Raw genomic sequence first — 17809 nt, 5'->3', positions numbered from 1 at the left:
AGGTGGGGGCCTGGCCGAATCATTTTAAAGATTATAAGTGAACAATTCCTTCAGTTCGTTGTCAGACAGCTCGGTCATCCATTGGCTTGACTGGATAAACTGTTCCGACATCGATTGTTTTTGTGTCAGAAGTGAATCGATTTTTTCCTCGATGGTCCCGATCGTCACAAATTTATGGACATGCACGAATTGCGTCTGCCCGATGCGATAAGCCCGGTCAGTTGCCTGATTCTCGACAGCTGGATTCCACCATCTATCCGCGTGAAGAACATGCGTTGCGGCGGTCAAGTTAAGGCCGGTACCACCTGCCTTCAATGACAAGATAAAGATTGGGAATTTACCCGCTTGGAAAGCAGCCACCAGCGAATCGCGCTGATTTTTTGGCATGCTGCCGGTCAAGAACGGCACTTCGTGGCCATAAAGCTCATTGATGGCCTGCTGCAGAAGATGCCCCATACCGATATATTGAGTGAAGATCAAACATTGTTCCCCGCGTTCCGCTATTTCTCCGGCGAGAGTCACTATACGCTCCAGCTTCTGTGAACGAGGCAGAATTTCATCCGCGTTGGTATACGGCTCTTTCAAGTATAAAGACGGATGATTACATAATTGCTTCAGTTTGCTAAGCATCTTCAGCACAAGCCCTTTTTTCTCGAAGCCTGTGAGCGTCTCCATTTTCTGCACCGTATCCTGTACAAGCCCTTCATAAAGCGCAGCTTGCTCAGGCGTAAGCGGACAATACTCCAATTGCTCCAATTTTTCTGGCAGGTTCAACTGCAGATCCGGATCTTTCTTGGTGCGGCGCAGCAGGAACGGTTGAATCCGCTGACGCAATTTTTCTTTATGCTCTTCGGAATCATCCCGTTCAATCGGAATCATGAAGTTTTCCTGGAATTGCTTAATCCGATAGAGGTAGCCTTTATTGATAAAATCAAAAATTGACCATAGCTCAGACAAGCGGTTTTCAATCGGAGTCCCAGTCAAAGCGATGTGATGGCCGCCTTTGAATTTACGGATCGTGCGCGATTGTTTCGTGTACATATTCTTGATATTCTGTGCTTCATCAAGCGTGATGCTGGTCCAATTGATGCTTTGGATTTCTTCAGCATCCGAAGAGGCGATGCCGTAAGTGGACAACAGCACATCGGGGCGCTCACTTTCAAGGTAATTCGTGAATTGCTCGCCTTTCGGGCGGGTACTGCCGTAATGCATACCCACTTTCAAGTCAGGCGCAAAACGTTCGAGCTCTTTCTGCCAGTTGCCGAGCACCGAAGTCGGGCAGATGATAAGCGACGGCTGTCCAGGATTTTTACTGTGGACATGCAGCAAATATGCAATCAGCTGAACCGTTTTCCCAAGGCCCATATCGTCGGCCAAGCACAGGCCGAAGCCTTCCTCGCGCATGAAAACCAAATAATCGAAACCGGTCTTTTGGTAGGGGCGCAGCGTAGTAAGGAGATTGGCTGGAACCGGAGTCGGCGGCAAGTCGCGCTTATCCAGCAGCTTATCGAGTAGTGTACGCAGCGACTTGTTCAGGTGGTACTCGACAAGTGGATCGTCTTCTTCGATATTTTCTTCCAGCATGATTTCAGGGACGTTCTGGAACAGCATGTCCTTGATGGTCCAATCCGCGTCCTCCGCTTCTTCGATCATCTTGCGGAGCTGCATGAGCAATGCGGAGTCAACGCGCACCCATTCATTTCCGATCCGGATGAATTCCTTGTTCTCGGAGACGAGCTGGTTAAAGTCCTGCATGCTGAGCTCATGGCCATTCAACGAAAACTGCCAGTCAAAGCGGATGATCTGGTCGAGTCCGACAACCGATGCTTTTTTGATCGGAGAATGGACATTCGCTTTGACACGCACTTTGGATTCCTGCACTGCTTTCAGCCACGAAGGGATTGATACTTCGATGCCGAACGATTGCAGAATCTCTGCATCGTTGCGCAAAAAGTCGAGCACTTGCGCATCGGTCCATTCGGCTTGATAAAAGCGGTCGCTTTCAAAATATTCAACAGCAGGGCAGAGGCTTAGAAGCAGAGACTGCCTTTCCTGGATTTCGCTTGCATGGGTGCGCCATTTTTCAGGCAGCACTTTTTCGAACGGTTCGTTCATGCGGCGCTTCGAAGGGGACCAATAAACGGCTCCGCGTTTCGTGCGCAGTACGACTTTAAAGGACCAAAACGCGTCTTCATCAGGTTCGCTCAATTGAGCGGCCAGCACATAATCGTCGGCAGCAGGCAATCCGTCCCAGCCAACTTGCTGGACGAAATGGCTGATGAACGGCAATTGAGCCGGCGACAAGCCTTTTTGGCGCAGCTGATGGCGGATGGTATCTGCTAGGAACGACAGAATTTCCGCGTCGCCGTAAGAATCTCGGATGACGATGTCATCGCCATCGACTTCGACGTGATTCCATAATTCGGGATCGTTTAGTGAATCGGAGACCCGTGAAGCAAGGCTGAGCCAGACATCATCTGCAGGGCTTTGCCCGAGAAACGACACGTAATGATGAGGTTTCTGCTGAAATAAGCGCACGAAATCAGCTGGTGTAAGGAGCAAGTCCAGTCCGTCGATACGCGACGTCAAACCGTAAAAACTCGCCTTGTCTAAAAAATAGAGATAAGGTTTCCAGATTTCAGGAGGAATGCGGTTCCCCGCTTCGTTGGTCGCCTGAATGCGGAACTCTTCAGCGCGGCTGATCTTTAAATAATAGGTTTTGCTTCCTTCTGTCTGAAACTGATTCATAAAAGATGTCCTTTCTCGATCTCTTCCTGCAGTGCCCGCAGGCGCTTGTTCTGTGTACGCACTTCGGTCATGTAAGCGTTCCAGAACTCCAGTTGACCGCTTTTCTTGCAGGCGGCTTTCATCTTTTTCCAAATCCGCACGGCTTGTTTATAGCCGGGGCGGTTGCGCTCTTCCAGAAAATCCATCGCAAAACGGTGGTATAGCGGAAGAACAAAGTCAGGTGCGGCGTCCTGCACGTTTTTCAAGCCGCATTCCTCGACGAAATAGAGCGGCGAATTATGGAGATGATGAAGCTCTGCCCATTGTTTATATAATTGTTTTTCAATCAGGTAAGTTGAATAGGCCGGCAACCCATAATGGCCGAATTGCTTGAACAGGTCTTCCCAATCCTCTTCGCTCAAATGGATCTGTGAGAAAAGGCGGCTCAGTATGCGCACATATTGGTGGCGATACTGGGTATAGAGGCCTTCGAACAAATAGGTTTTCACATGTGGTTTGATTGCCATTAAAATAGCAGTCAGTGCTTGTTGATGCTGCTCGGTCTCCGCCTGGATCGCGAGCTGCACCCAATCTGCAGTCTCACCGGGTGCGGTTTTTTGGACAACAACGTCATCACCGGACAAGATGGCAAAAAACGCGGTGATGCGGTGGTCGGGCTTCGCAAAAGCGGCCGCTTCGGTGCTGCGCAATTTATCCGAAGTGAACAATGCAGTCCAGAAAAGCCGGTACACGGTAAAACGTTGTGAAAACGACCCGTTTTTGGTTTCAATGAATGAACGAACGAGTTTTCTTAAATGGTCCAAAAAGGCATCCGCCTCAAATGTCCGGTGCTGAACGCGCAATTGATCGAGCAAATCGCGCAAGGCGTGTAATTCGTCTTCGAACCAAGTTTTGAAAAACGAATGATGGACTTCTTCGGTGCCGGAAATAAACGTATCCCAGACTTCCATCAAGGAAATCAAATGGGCATAAGTGCGGTAAAACACTTTCCATTCCCGTTCAAGAGGCACGAACGACAAGGCATTTTTCAAACGCCCTTCGAACATCTGCTCAAAATAGAAGTAATTGCGCGTCGTGTAATCAGGAATCGGATCGCGCCAGACGCTTTTGATGATCTGCGTCCATTGCGCCGGTGAGCGTTTTTCCGCCAGCATTTTCAGCTGGCTGCTCGGCTGCGCCCGCCAAGCGGCAACCCATTCCGATAATGAGCCGACTTTCTGGTACAGCGAAAAAATCACTGCGAGCCGGTGGCGGCACATATCGGGCTGTGGGCAGGCGCAGATGGCGTTCATTATATCGAAGTTCAAGACGACCTTCACAGTATGGGCGTCCTTGACGATCGCTTCAAGCAAAAGCCGTTCTTCATTGAATGACAGTATCTGTACGCCGTCGTGGCGCACTAAAAAGACTGCTTTTCGAACCATTTCCTCATCCATTTCCCGTGATGGAGTGAGTGATTTGTCGATAGCAGCCATATAATTGTGGATCGTATCATCGAATCGTTTTGCCAGGGACTGAACCGTAGCCATATGCATCGCTCCAAAATAAAACTTTCCTTCTATTATACGGCTTTAAAATGGCGGCGTAAACGATGAAGACAAAGTATTGCTCCGCAACGCTTATTTAAAGATGCAAAATATGCCGTGCTTTTCAGCGTGCGCAGGGTTGAGAGGGAATCTGAAGTAAAAAAAATAATAAAAAAATTTCATTGATTGTAAGGGATTTGGAATCATTTAGAAGAAAAAGTCCTATGAAAAAATCGTTTGAGGAGGCGCACTATGGTCCAATCAATTATATTGGAGATTCCTGAAATCGGGTATTTATTGAAACAGGAAAGCGTTATGGAGTGGCAAGTTTACGGACCGGCAAGATCCGGCAATTACGAAAAAATCTGCTGGCACATTGCTTCTTCGGGCAGCAAAGTGATCTTGCGGAGTGAAGAAAAGCTGGAAGGGACGCGGAAATCAGCGGAAATTGATTTCGCAGCAAGTCGCATTGTGCTCCATAAAGGGGAATTAAGCGACGGTGAATTCACGAAATTTCTGCAATTTCTGCTCGAAAAAATGGTTCTTAGTACAGCTTCAGGAGAAATGAATTTTATCGTTTCTTCCAAAAAAAGGCTGAAAAAACCTTTGGCATAAGGTGATAATCCTTGTGCTTTTTTATATCCAAAATGAGAAATTTATGATATCATAATTGTAGTAAGAATTTTCAAAATCTTTAACCAAAAGGGGGGAGTGAGATGCTGCAGGTTAAATTGATGAAGCCTTTTTATACAAAGAAAGAAGGGCATTTGGTCAAGTTCGTGTTCGCCTATCAATACTTTTCAATCCTGAAAGATGATGAATTGTTCCACTTTATACCGGTAGAAGGAAAAGAAATCATCGTCAATTTAAATACCCTCCAAGTGGAAAATCTATCCGAAGTGTTTGTTTTCCAAAAAGGCAATAGATTTATACGCTTGCCGTTATACCAGCTGCTGCTGGTATCGGATATCCATACACATTTACAGGCAATCCTACAAGAAGAGAGAGCGGGGCTGCACGGAGTGAATGATCAAGCTAGGGAAGAAGCGCAGGAAGCGATTCAGTTTCTGGAAAAAGAAAACTTTGATCGGATGATTGACTATGCTCTAGCGACGCATGACGAAGCAATGTTCTTTAGGTTACTGGAACAACAATTGCTTGAACGCCAGATGCTTGAAAAACAGGAAAATGGAGGTTTTTAAAAGTGAAAGCAGCCAATGGATAAACGCCTGTCCGCACCCAGAACAAAGGACAGGCGTTTTTGTATGCCTAAAAACGCGTGAAAGCCCTTTTCCGTTGTATGCGGAAAAGGGCTTATAAGAGCTGCATCAAATTTTTCTTACAACAAAGTGACATAATTGATAACGAACATGACAATTGCAGAACCGCCAATCCCCAATGCTAAATCTTCCCAACCCAATTCAAGTACTTTGTCAAAATTCATCTCAATCCGCCCCTTTTTGAATGTCTATTATCTGAAAAAATATTACTGAATAATGTAATTCGATTTTTCAGATATCTTTTTGACCTATTTTTATTATAATAGAGCATGAAATTGTTACAATGGACCAAAATAACTAAAAATTCAAAAATAAAACAATTTTCTATAGAAATGTAAAACAGCCAGAACTATTTAAAAGGCAAGGCGCAGATTGAAATGTCGCCTCCCAGTTGATACAGTAAATAGAAGGAAGTTTCCGACAATTTGAAGTGAGAGGGTGCTGCAGGGTGAAGTTTTATCTGTCGATGGACATGGAAGGTGTGACGGCGTTGCCTGATTATACATATGTAGATTCAGCTGAACCAAATTACGAACGCGGACGCCGATTGATGACGGCCGATGCCAATGCTATTATCACGAGTGCGTTCAGCCACGGAGCGCAAGAGTTCGTCGTGAATGACAGCCATTCAAAGATGAATAACCTGATTGCAGAAAATCTGCATGAAGACGCGCTGCTGATCACGGGCGGCGTTAAAGCTTTTTCAATGATGGAAGGGCTGGACGCATCTTATGATGGAGCTTTTTTTGCAGGCTACCACGCGCGGGCGGGCCAAAAAGGCGTCATGTCACACGCTATGATTTTCGGTGTGCGATCGATGTGGATCAATGAAACCGAAATTGGCGAGTTGGGCTTTAACGCATATGTTGCCGGACATTTCGGTGTGCCTGTGCTTATGGTAGCGGGGGATGATTGTGCATGCCGAGAGGCGGAAGCGCTTATTCCAAACGTCGTCACGGTGGCAGTGAAAGAATCTATTTCGCGTTCAGCGGTCAAGACACTGCATCCGAAAAAAGCGCAAGGTTTGCTGGCGCGCCAAACGGCAGCGGCTATTGATAACTGCAACAATGTCAAACCGCTGGAACCGCCAGCTGAACCGCTGCTGAGAATCGAATTCACGAATTATGGCGAAGCGGAGTTGGCGGCGATGATGCCGGGCTGTGAAATTGAGGATGGGACGACTGTTGTGCGTTTTCAATCAAAGGACATTTTGGAAGCTTATCGGGCGATGCTGGTCATGACAGAACTTGCGATGCATGCCAAATTTTGCTGAAAACGGTATGCTAGACATGCACATATTTGAAATTGGGAGTGGATTTATTTGCGTAAAACGCCAAAACGGCTGCAAAAAGGCGACACGGTCGGCATCATTTCGCCTTCGAGCCCGCCAAACTTAGAAAATTTGAAGAAAGCTTTGCCATTTATAGAGGAATTGGGGCTCAACATCAAAATGGGCAAATCCGTGGAAGCGAAACGCGGCCACCTGGCTGGAGACGACGATGCGCGCCTTGCAGATTTGCATGAGATGTTCGAAGATCCGAACATCGCCGGCATCATTTGCGCGGGTGGCGGATACGGAGCGGCGCGCTATACAGATCGCATCGATTTCGCGATGATCAAAGAAAACCCGAAAGTATTCTGGGGCTATTCGGATATCACGTTTCTGCACACAGCAATCGGACAATATGCGGACCTCGTGACATTCCATGGACCAATGCTGGCTTCAGATGTTGGGAAAGACGAATTTCATGAGCGCAGCGGGCGGATGTTCGGCCAGCTGTTCGAACCGTTTGAGCTGCATTATACGGAAGAAGTCGCGCCGCTTGAAGCACTAGTGGGCGGACAGGCTGAAGGGGAATTGGTCGGAGGCAATCTGTCGTTGGTCAGAAGTGCAATCGGCACCAAATTCGAACTCGATACAAAAGGCAAGATTTTATTGATTGAAGACATCGATGAAGAGCCTTATCAGGTCGATGAAATGCTGAACCATTTGAAGATGGCTCGGAAATTCGAGGAAGTCGCTGGCATCATCATCGGTGATTTCAAAAATTCAGATCCGAAAAAGCCTGAACGCTCGTTGAGCTTGGACGAAGTGTTTGCGGATTATTTCAAAGACTTGAAAGTGCCTGTAGTAAAGGGTTTCAAGATCGGCCATTGCGAACCGCATTTCTCTGTGCCGCTCGGCGCGAAAGCTCGGCTTGACGGTGACGCACTGACACTGACGGTTTTGCCGGGTGTAGAGTAAGCGAACAAGGACGGAGGAGAAAAATGTTGCAGACAGAATCGACAAGATGGGTATGCAATGTGCCTGTTGCAACCATATGGACGGCACCGGAAAAAATCCGGGAAGTAGATGCGGAAGGTTTAGGGGAAACGCCTAATATCAACAAATGGATCAATGCGATGACGGCGGAAGAAAGCCGTGACATGGTCGACAGCAACCGCGTTCAGTCGCAGCTCCTTTTTGGGGAACCGGTAGTGATTGATGAAGTGGCGGATGGCTGGGCGAAAATCGCAGCTATCTGGCAGCCGTCGCAAAAAGATGAGCGCGGCTACCCGGGCTGGGTGCCTATCGACCAACTGAAGGAAGTGGAAACACTCGATGAGCTCGGGTACGCCCGTGTCGTTTCCTCCATGTCTCAATTATGGACCGAAGATTTCAAACCGCTTCTCGTGGTGCCATTCAATACGATGCTGCCGGTCAAGGAATTGGGGGAATTCATCCGTGTGCAGACGCCTGCGGGCGACGCATTCATCATGGCGGAGCAAGCGGTAGTCGCCCGCGGCTTCGAAGGAATGGAAAAAGGCACCGGCGTGGACGTCGCAAACTTGGCTGTAACATTTTTGCAATTGCCGTATTTCTGGGGAGGCATGTCGAGCTACGGCTATGATTGCTCGGGGCTCAGCTACAATATGCTGAAAGCAAACGGCGTAATTATTCCACGCGATGCAAAAGAGCAGGCGGCCGAAGGCGTTGAAATCAACACCGAAAACGAGCATGACTGGCATATCGGCGATCTTTTGTTCTTCGCTTACGAAGAAGGCAAAGGAAAAATCCATCACGTCGGGATCTATTACGGAAACGGCTTGATGATCCATTCTCCGACGCCGGGCAAAGCGATTGAAATCATCGAACTCGCCGGCACCGTCTACAAAAAAGAACTTTGCGCCGTGCGCCGTTTCACGGAAAAAGAAGGCACTGAAGCGTAACGTAGTTTACATCTCTATAGCTTGTAAAGTTGATATTCCGCAAAACAGCTCCGCAAGCCCATATGCTCCTGCATCGCTTCGCTGCTTCGTCGCAAAGATACGGCCGAACTACCTTCGGCCATATCTTTCCTGCGGGCTTGCGCCGAACTAACTCGTGCTAGCGCCCGAGTGGATTTCGGCACTTCGCTATCCCGCGGGAGTCGGAGCTGTTTTGCTCCATATCTACACATCATTGAGGAACTGCATAAATTGTATCTTTAAAGTTCTTTGATCAAAGAAATGGTTCACTATTAAGAAATACCTTTGAATGAAGCGGAAGGCGGCGACTCCTGCGGGCGCAGCGTAGCGACCTGAGCTGAAGGCCCCGCAGGAGCGCAGCGACGAGGAGACTGAAGCCAGGCCCGCGGAAAGCGTCCGCCTGAAGCGAAATGAAACGTCTATAAACAGTTTCTCTCACCTCTTTAAAACGTGAAATTCCATCGCTTTTATGTTATAATTACTAGATATTGTTTCTATAAACAGAGAGGCGTGGATGACGATGGCATTTCAACCGCATGAAAAAGAAGTATCGGAATTTGTAGCAGCCCGTAGAATTGGCGAATGGATTTCTTTCACACGCAATGGCGTTGAAGTTAATGGAACCATTTTTAAAATTATGGACAACTCGGTGATTGTTGAAATTTCGCCCGAAGACGCTAAAGAAATTGGTGCGGCATCAAACATGACCGTAATCTCCCATAAGAAATACAAAATCGTTTAAATCCCGCAGCAAGGTGGGAGCCAAACCGCAGGCAAACTCGCAAGATTCGAGTTGCCTGCGGTTTTTTATTGGCCGAAAGGCAGTGATTTGAAAATTGTGCATTATTAAAGTTTCAAAGCATCGGCTTTTTTGTTAAAATAAAGAAAGTAAAACCACTATTGGCGTTGAAAGGAATCACATAGCATGATATTTGATTTTAGATTCTGGCATTATTTCGTCCGACAGGGTGAATTGATACATAACTTACAAAATGGCGAAATGCGCCAATTCAATAAACGCCTTGGCTGGATCATTGCATTCGGCATACTGGTTTTTGCGCTGCGCGAAATCTGGGGCATGAACACAGCCTCCCTGACGCCTTATTTGGCGGAGGGCCAATGGGCGGAATACACATTGGCGCGCTGGGCTTCACTCGCCGGCACGTTAATCTGGGCCGGGGTATATTTGGCATTCCATTCGTATGGAACGGCTTTTTTGTTCTGGAAATTCCTGAAAATGCCATGGCGCGCTGCAATCGTCATGCAGACTTACGTGTTAGGATTGCTGGTCGTTGAAAAAACGCTGACATTCCTGATTTTTGCACTGGCTGGCTACACGATGCCCGTGTCGCTGTTCTCGTTCGGACCGCTGGCAGCCACTTTTATCGGCATTCCGTTCCTCATTTACTTCTTTAACCAATTGACGATATTCACGTCTTTGATCATCGCAGTCCAATACCGTTATATCCGCAGTTTTAAAGAATATTCACCCAAGCTGATTTTATTGCTGCTGATTGTGCTGCACATCCTTGTGGCGCTGGCAATCGCCTCTTTGAGCTTTGTACCGCTCGGCGAAATGCTCAGCGATTTCACGAGAGGAGGTCCTTCTGTTGAATAAATTCTTTTTCATCGGCCTCTCTGTGGCAGTGATTGCATTCATATCAGCAAACGCATTGTTGTTATTCGGAGAAAAAAGCATCATTTCCAAAAACATCTATGTCAGCGAGTATGAACAGGCATATACGGATAAATACGAAGAAAACCTTCCTAAAGAAGCAGTGGCGGCACCACTTTCAACTGTCCAGATCTACGTCCAGGATTCACAGGCCATCGAACAATGGCTCGTTGAAGAAGGGGATGTGGTACAGGCGGGGTCTGAGCTTGCAGCCCTAAATGAAGCGGAGTCGGAAGACCAGCGCGCGGTATGGGAATCTGAAAAGAGCGCATTAGAAGCTGAAAGAGGTGAAGTGCAAAGTTCGTTGCAGGCCCTTGAATCGGCGCGCTCGTCCAATAGCGGCGCCGAATCTCGCAGCGAATCTGACCGGTCCGCTGAAACGGACGACGAAGGCAACACGGTCAACTTCAACGTCGATTTGAATGTCGGCGTCGAAGTGCCGCAGGACGGCTCTTATGCAGCTGGAATCGCCCAAGCTGAACAGCGCTTAGCGGCAATCGATTCACAGCTGGCGGTTGTCAATGCGCAATTGAACCAAAGCGCATCAACTCCGGCGTTGATCAGCCCGGCGGAAGGCATTATCGCAAAAATCAATCGCACGGAAGAACCGCTCAGCGTGGAGATTTACTCGCCTGAAAAAACATTCGTGACCTACCTTTTGGAAGACGAATGGCATGAAGTGGCTGCGGAAGACCGGGTCATGGTCCAAGCGGAAGGCTTGGGGCAAGCTGTTCCAGGCACCATTTTAAGTGTAGACGCCATTCCAGCGGAACCTTCGAAATGGCTTGAAGCCTATAAGGGGCTTGATCCAATTGAACAGGCCAATCCGATTGCATTTTATAAAGTGCAGATCGGCATCGGGCCAGAAGTCGAAGCGGCATTGCCGCTCGGCAGCAGCGCAAATGCTGAAATCATCATTAACGAAGCCGCTGACGCTGTGGCGTTGCCGGAACCATGGATTTTTGATCGCTTTGATACGAGCGGGTCGGCGTACGTCCTGTCACAAACCGGCAAAGCGGCGCTCGCGCCGGTAACCATCGGATTTGATGTCGGCGGCAAAGCGGTTCTAACAGAGGGCGTAGCAGCAGGTTCGATCGTGTTGAATGAACGAAAGCTAAGGGATTTCCAGAAGGCGCAGACTGTCTTCATGCCGTTCCCAAGCATTCAGCCTGATTACGAATTTGCAAAAACAACCGATTGGCGCAAATACGTCGAATATTTATTGGCACGGTAATCCAACCCGGAAGCGGCTGCTTCCGGGTTTTTCACTGCCTTGAAAGAGAGTGACAGCGGCGAGCGCAATTGGTACGATAAAGTTAATGGCAGGTTTTAGGGAATGGAGTGGAAAAAATGAAAGAGAAGGACTGGCGTTTTAAAGTGGCTAACCGTGAAGCATTGATTGGACTGGGCCTCGCCATCTTCAATTTTATCTGGTGGTTCGGCTTCGCTTATGGGCTGGGCTCGCGCCCGGTTGAGGAATATACATATATTTTCGGCTTGCCGGACTGGTTTTTCTATAGCTGCGTCGTCGGTTTCCTTTTGATGGTCGTACTGGTCATCGTCATCGTAAAGTTTTTCTTTGTAGAAGTCCCGTTCGATGAAGAGGAGGACGTCCGATGAATTTTGCAGTCCTGCTTCCGATGCTGGTGTTTTTGGTCGTTATTTTTGCCATCGGCTATTGGTCAAGCAAGAAACTGGCCGTGAGCACAAACTTCATCAGCGATTATTTCCTTGGCGGCCGTGAACTGGGCGGCTTTGTCCTAGCGATGACGATGGTTGCGACCTATGGCAGCGCGTCGAGCTTTCTCGGCGGCCCAGGCACCGCATACACGTTGGGCTTCGGCTGGGTGCTGCTCGCCATGACGCAAGTCGCCACCGGCTATTTCGTGTTGATGATCCTCGGTAAGAAGTTCGCCATCATGGCGCGCCGCTACCAAGCCATCACGATGATCGACTTTTTGAAAGCCCGCTATAGCAGCACGTGGGTTGTTTTGCTGTCGGCATTCAGCATCATCGTCTTCTTGTTTTCCGCAATGGCCGCGCAATGGATCGGCGGCGCACGCCTCGTTGAATCGTTGACCGGCTTGCCGTACAACACGGCGTTGTTCATCTTTGCGGTCAGTGTGCTCGTCTACGTCACTATCGGCGGATTCCGCGCTGTGGCGGTGACCGACGCGGTGCAAGGGGCGGTCATGTTCCTCGGCACATTGGTGCTGCTGATTGCCGTCATTATCGCAGGCGGCGGCATTCCGAACATTATGAACGATTTGATCAATGAAAATCCGAACCTCGTCACGCCATTTGGTGCAGATGGCAATTTGAGTGCGGCATACGTATCGTCTTTCTGGATACTCGTCGGGGTCGGAGTTGTTGGCCTGCCGCAGATTGCCGTGCGCGCAATGTCTTATAAAAACGCGCGTTCGATGCATCGTGCGCTCATCATCGGTACGATCGTTACCGGTTTTATCATGTTGAATATGCACTTGATCGGCGTTTTTGCACGTCCTATCCTGCCGGGCATCGAAATCGGGGACAAGGTCATTCCGCTCATCGCGCTTGAAACCTTGCCGCCTTGGGCAGCAGGCATCGTTCTTGCTGCTCCGATGGCTGCCATCATGTCGACGGTAGATTCGCTGCTCATCCTGGTCAGTTCGTCGATCGTCAAAGATGTTTATTTGAATTACATCAAACCGGACGCCGATTTGAAAACAATCAAGCGGCTGTCGTTCGGCGTCACCGGAGCGCTTGGCGCCATCGTGTTCCTGCTGGCGATCAATCCGCCTGATCTGCTCATCTTCCTTAATTTGTTTGCATTTGGTGGACTTGAAGCGGCGTTCATCTGGCCGGTCGTCCTCGGCCTGTACTGGAAATGGAGCAATAAATACGGTGCCATCGCTTCGATGGTGACCGGCATCACCAGCTACGTCGCGCTGCATTTCTATAACGCGGCATACGGCAATTTGTTCGGCGTCCATACCGTCACTGTGCCGGTCTTGCTGTCGTTGCTCGCTTTTGTCTCATTCAGCTTGCTCATCGGACGAAAAGCATATGATTACGAGACGGGGATTGTGAAATAAGAACGTTTCCCGCATAAACAGGTGTTTGCTGAAAAATCGGAAGATCAAGTTCTTTAATGTGAAAGCCGTTCGCAATCGCGAACGGCTCCTTTTATTAAAAAGGCGCATTCCGCCTAGGCGAAATGCATGCAACTATGTTTTTGGTTAGAAGGTTTTCGCGTTAACATAAACTAAATCGGAATTAACATGACCTTTAGAGGAGTTATCATGAAGTCCGGGAGATTTAACATGAGCTATATTTCGGTTAACATGAACTGTGTCGATTTTAACCGGCATTAGCCCAAAAGCAACGCTCTCCAATCGAAGATTAAGCCCATTCCGATGCAAGCATGCATTCAACAATACGTCTTGCACTTCACCGCCATCCATTTACTTTTTCGCAGATAGGGCGTAGAATGAGTGGATAATTCGTAAGGCGAAAGAAGGCATAAGCAGTTGAAACAATGGAAAATCTACGCAATTTTAACGGCAGTTATGCTAACGTGGGGCTTTAATCTGCCCTCGGTCAAATATTTGGTAAGCTTCGTAGAACCGGTGACGCTGACGGCGTTCCGCATCCTGCTTGCAGGGATTTCGGTTTTCGTGATTCTGGCGTTCGTAAAGCTGCTGCGGTGGCCGAAGAAAAATGAGTGGAAGTATATTTTCCTGGGTTCGCTGCTCAACGTGGTAGGCCACCATTATTTCCTGTCGAGCGGGTTGGCCATCACGAGCGGGTCGAATGCAGGGCTGATTCTCGGAACAGGGCCGATGCTGACAGCGGTGCTGGTGTCGCTCATCATGCGGTCTTATCCGTCGAAACTGCAATGGCTCGGTGTCATTATCGGTCTTGCGGGTGTCGCGGCAACGGTGCTTGTCGGCAGTGGCGGCGCGACGGGCATGAATATCGGCGATATTTTTGTCTTCGTATCGATTTTCGTTCAGGTCCTGAGCTATATCGTCATTTCGAAAGCGGCCGGGTCGATGGATCCGCGCTTGCTGACTGCGTATATGTTCATCATCGGATCACTCGTACTGTTTGCGATTTCGCTGGTGCAGGAGCCTGGCGAAATCCGCGCGTTCCTCGATGTGCCGCCGACGTTCTGGCTGGCGTTCATCTTTTCCGCGGTAATCGGCACAGCGGTCGGGCATATGCTGTACAATTACTCGATTGGCCAGGCAGGCCCGACAAAAGCCGCCATTTTCATGAATCTCAATACGTTTTTCTCGCTGGTCGGCGCGAGTGTCATTCTAGGCGAAGCCATTACCGGCCGCCATATGTTCGGCCTTGTGCTAATTGTCGTCGGCGTGCTGTTCGGTTCAGGCGCGGCAGAGGATTTGATACGCAAACGGCGCAAGCGACTCAGTTTATGAGCCGCTTTTTTCGTTTCCGCAGCCCGCAGTTGTTTATTTTCCTGAGGAATGCAATATAATAGAGGAAAGCCAAATACGAAACGGAGTTTTCTACATATGCCTTTAACTTTGAATCCACGCGCTGAAGCGCTTCCGATATCTGGCATCCGCCAGTTTTTCAACCAGTTGGCTGATTATCCCGATGCCATCAATTTGACGATCGGCCAGCCGGATTTTCCGACGCCTGAAGCGGTCAAGCAAGCAGGAAAAGACGCCATCACCAATAATCTGACGGGCTATTCCCATAATGCGGGGCTGATCGAGCTGCGCAACGAAGCGGCCTCTTTTTTCAAAGACCGCTACGGGCTTAGCTATGACCCGCAGACGGAAATCGTCGTAACGAACGGCGCTACAGAAGCGCTGGATGCGGTTTTCCGGACAATCCTGGCTCCGGGCGATGAAGTGGTCATCCCGGCGCCTTGCTATACGGGCTATAGCCCGATTGTCGAGATGAACGGCGGTGTACCGGTACTGCTCGACACGTCTGATACCGGCCTCGTGCCGACAGCCGCTAAGCTGAAAGCGTTGATAACGAATAAAACCAAAGCTGTGCTGTTCAATTTTCCATCGAATCCGACCGGCGTGACGTTGTCAAAAGAGCAAATGGACCCACTCGTCGAAGAGCTTGCGCGGCATGACATCTTCGTCGTGACGGATGAGATTTACAGCGAAAATACATTTGAAGGCGAACATACATCATTCGCATCTTACGCGGCCATAAAAGAGCGGACGTTCCTTGTGCAGGGCTTGTCGAAATCGCATTCGATGACAGGTTGGCGCATGGGATTTTTGCTCGGGCCGGAACAATTCATGAAACATGCATTGAAAGTCCATATGTACAACGCGGTCTGCGCGTCGCTGCCGAGCCAGTACGCGGCAATCGAAGCATTGAAGAATAATCGCGACGTGCCGGAAGAGATGAACCGCGCATACAAAGAGCGGCGCGATTTCGTCTACGGCAAACTGCTGGAAATGGGGCTCGACGTCGTCAAACCGAAAGGCGCGTTTTATATTTTCCCGTCTATCGAAAAATACGGCATGGGATCTTTTGATTTCGCGACGCGTTTATTGAAAGAAGGGGGAGTCGCGGCTGTGCCGGGCTCTGCCTTTACGCCGTATGGCGAAGGCTTTCTGCGCATTTCCTACGCCTATTCAATGCCGACGCTCGAGCGCGCGATGGAGCGCCTCGCAGCTTGGCTCGAAACTTTGGAACAATAACAACACTTGGACATCATCGCTACAGCGATAAGGGAGGACATCAAGATGGCTTCATTATGGGGGACACCTGAGAAACTGCAAGAATTATTGGTTGAATTGGTCGGCTGGAAAAGCATGACGTTGACGGGAGGCGAAGTTGAATTCGCCTATAAGCTGAAAGAGAAATTGGAAAGGCTGCCTTATTTCCAGCAGCATCCGGAACATCTGCACCTCAGCGAAGTGAATTGGGAGCGCGAGAACGTTACGGCGCTGTACAAGCATCCGGAAGCTGTCGACACGGTCGTGCTGATGAGCCATTTTGACACTGTCAGCACCGCGGATTATGGCGATTTGGAACCGCTTGCCTGCAGCCCGTATGAATTGGCGGAAGCGTTCAAGGCAGTGCGCGATCAATTGGACTCCTATGCGCAGGCGGACCTGGATTCGGGTGAATACCTGTTCGGCCGCGGCACGATGGACATGAAGGCAGGGTTGGCATTGCATATGGCGATGATCGAGAAAGCCTCGACCGAACAATGGCCGATTAACTTGTTGCTGCTGTCGGTGCCTGACGAAGAAGTGAACTCGGCGGGCATGCGCTACGGCGTTTCGAAACTGCTCGACTTGGAACGTGAATTCGGACTCGAATATACGCTGTTTTTGAACGGCGAACCTGTCTTTGCGCAAAAACCAGGCGATACCGGCCATTACCTCTACACCGGCTCGATCGGCAAAATCATGCCGTCCGCAATGTTCTACGGCAAAGAGACGCATGTCGGTGAACCGCTGTCGGGCATTACGTCGAGCTATATCTCGACCTACCTGACGCACCGCATGGAATGGAATAAAAACTTCAAGGAAACGGTGTACGGCGAAACGACGCCGCTGCCGGTGACGCTCCTGCAAAAAGACATGAAGCAGGAGTATTCGGCGCAGACGCCTTACCGTACGAGTGCGATGTACAATGTCTTCCTTATGGAAAAGAATGCCGATGAAGTGTTCGCCCAGTTCGAGAAAATCGCTATTGAAGCGATGGACCATTGCACCCGCGACTACCTTGCAATGTGCGAACGCGAAGAAATCGAGCCGATCGGTGAAATCCGCGTCATGCGCTTCCGTGAGCTCAAGCGCTACGCCATCAAAAAATTCGGCCGCGAATACATCGACAAAGCGCTGATTGACACAATGATGCATCCGGAATGGGATGTGCGCGAAAAATCGATGCATGTTGCGGATGTCCTGCTCATCAATTGCCCGGAACTGACGCCGGTATGCGTCCTGCTCTATACGCCGCCGTTTTATCCGCCGGTGAACTCATCCGAGAACGAGCTCGTCAAACATTGCGTTCAACAAGTCACAAGCAATGCTGTGGAGAAATTCGGGCTGGATATCCAACAGATCCATTATTTCAACGGCATCTCGGACCTCAGCTACGTCAATTACGGCGATAAAGAAGACAGCTTCGTTACTTACGAAAAAAACACACCGGTCTACGGCGATTCCTACAGCATCCCGTTCCAGGCCATGAAAGAACTCGATGCGCCTGTGCTTAACGTCGGCCCGTTCGGCAAAGACGCCCACAAACGAACCGAGCGCCTGCACATCAAAAATACATTTGAAGAAATGCCGCTGCTTCTCGAAGAGATGATTTTGTCAATTCCTGTGAAAAGCACAGTCTGATCTTTAACG

At 49.3% G+C, this 17809-nt stretch carries 15 protein-coding genes; 13 read left to right on the top strand and 2 right to left on the bottom strand.

The window, feature by feature from the left end:
* Nucleotides 1-24: 24 nt before the first annotated feature.
* Nucleotides 25-2748: a DEAD/DEAH box helicase gene (locus AC4EHJ_RS07380; protein WP_490974915.1), complete on the bottom strand. Its 2724-nt coding sequence runs from the start codon at nt 2746-2748 to the stop codon at nt 25-27.
* A complete protein-coding gene (locus AC4EHJ_RS07375) occupies nt 2745-4277 on the bottom strand; it encodes a hypothetical protein (RefSeq protein ID WP_490974914.1) in 1533 nt (510 codons plus the stop codon). The genes AC4EHJ_RS07380 and AC4EHJ_RS07375 overlap by 4 nt, the downstream gene beginning before the upstream one ends.
* Before the next feature lie 249 nt (nt 4278-4526).
* Here AC4EHJ_RS07375 and AC4EHJ_RS07370 point away from each other — a divergent pair, with 249 nt between their 5' ends.
* The 13 genes from AC4EHJ_RS07370 to AC4EHJ_RS07310 all read left to right on the top strand — a co-directional run bounded on the left by AC4EHJ_RS07370 (nt 4527) and on the right by AC4EHJ_RS07310 (nt 17800).
* Nucleotides 4527-4889 (top strand): hypothetical protein, encoded by a 363-nt coding sequence (locus tag AC4EHJ_RS07370; protein ID WP_490974913.1) that lies wholly within the window; start codon nt 4527-4529, stop codon nt 4887-4889.
* Nucleotides 4890-4990: 101 nt separating this feature from the next.
* Nucleotides 4991-5476 (top strand): transcriptional regulator, encoded by a 486-nt coding sequence (locus tag AC4EHJ_RS07365; protein WP_135500208.1) that lies wholly within the window; start codon nt 4991-4993, stop codon nt 5474-5476.
* A gap of 526 nt (nt 5477-6002) precedes the next feature.
* Nucleotides 6003-6827, top strand: a complete 825-nt coding sequence (gene dppA, locus AC4EHJ_RS07360; RefSeq protein WP_490974912.1) for a D-aminopeptidase DppA — start codon at nt 6003-6005, stop codon at nt 6825-6827.
* Between the two features lie 48 nt (nt 6828-6875).
* Nucleotides 6876-7799 (top strand): S66 peptidase family protein, encoded by a 924-nt coding sequence (locus AC4EHJ_RS07355; protein ID WP_490974911.1) that lies wholly within the window; start codon nt 6876-6878, stop codon nt 7797-7799.
* 23 nt (nt 7800-7822) lie between these two features.
* A complete protein-coding gene (locus AC4EHJ_RS07350; protein WP_490974910.1) occupies nt 7823-8764 on the top strand; it encodes a C40 family peptidase in 942 nt (313 codons plus the stop codon).
* Nucleotides 8765-9302: 538 nt separating this feature from the next.
* Nucleotides 9303-9524, top strand: coding sequence for a DUF2187 family protein (locus AC4EHJ_RS07345; protein ID WP_135501577.1), 222 nt, complete (start codon nt 9303-9305; stop codon nt 9522-9524).
* Nucleotides 9525-9707: 183 nt separating this feature from the next.
* Nucleotides 9708-10400, top strand: a complete 693-nt coding sequence (locus AC4EHJ_RS07340) for a hypothetical protein (protein WP_490974909.1) — start codon at nt 9708-9710, stop codon at nt 10398-10400.
* Nucleotides 10393-11691, top strand: coding sequence for an efflux RND transporter periplasmic adaptor subunit (locus AC4EHJ_RS07335; protein WP_490974908.1), 1299 nt, complete (start codon nt 10393-10395; stop codon nt 11689-11691). The genes AC4EHJ_RS07340 and AC4EHJ_RS07335 overlap by 8 nt, the downstream gene beginning before the upstream one ends.
* A gap of 116 nt (nt 11692-11807) precedes the next feature.
* Entirely contained in the window at nt 11808-12077 is a 270-nt protein-coding gene (locus AC4EHJ_RS07330; RefSeq protein ID WP_490974907.1) for a YhdT family protein, read from the top strand.
* On the top strand, nt 12074-13534 hold the full coding sequence (gene panF, locus AC4EHJ_RS07325; RefSeq protein WP_490974906.1) for a sodium/pantothenate symporter: 1461 nt from the start codon (nt 12074-12076) through the stop codon (nt 13532-13534). Before AC4EHJ_RS07330 ends, panF begins: the two co-directional genes overlap by 4 nt.
* 435 nt (nt 13535-13969) lie before the next feature.
* Nucleotides 13970-14884, top strand: a complete 915-nt coding sequence (locus AC4EHJ_RS07320; RefSeq protein WP_490974905.1) for a DMT family transporter — start codon at nt 13970-13972, stop codon at nt 14882-14884.
* Between the two features lie 96 nt (nt 14885-14980).
* Nucleotides 14981-16141 (top strand): aminotransferase class I/II-fold pyridoxal phosphate-dependent enzyme, encoded by a 1161-nt coding sequence (locus tag AC4EHJ_RS07315; RefSeq protein WP_490974904.1) that lies wholly within the window; start codon nt 14981-14983, stop codon nt 16139-16141.
* A 45-nt stretch (nt 16142-16186) separates the two neighbouring features.
* The gene (locus tag AC4EHJ_RS07310) at nt 16187-17800 is read left to right on the top strand and encodes a M20/M25/M40 family metallo-hydrolase (RefSeq protein WP_490974903.1); all 1614 of its coding nucleotides are present in this window, start codon (nt 16187-16189) and stop codon (nt 17798-17800) included.
* Nucleotides 17801-17809: the final 9 nt, after the last annotated feature.

The sequence above is a fragment of the Planococcus sp. TJ-301 genome (assembly GCF_058268475.1).
This window is presented reverse-complemented; position numbering and strand designations above follow the sequence as displayed.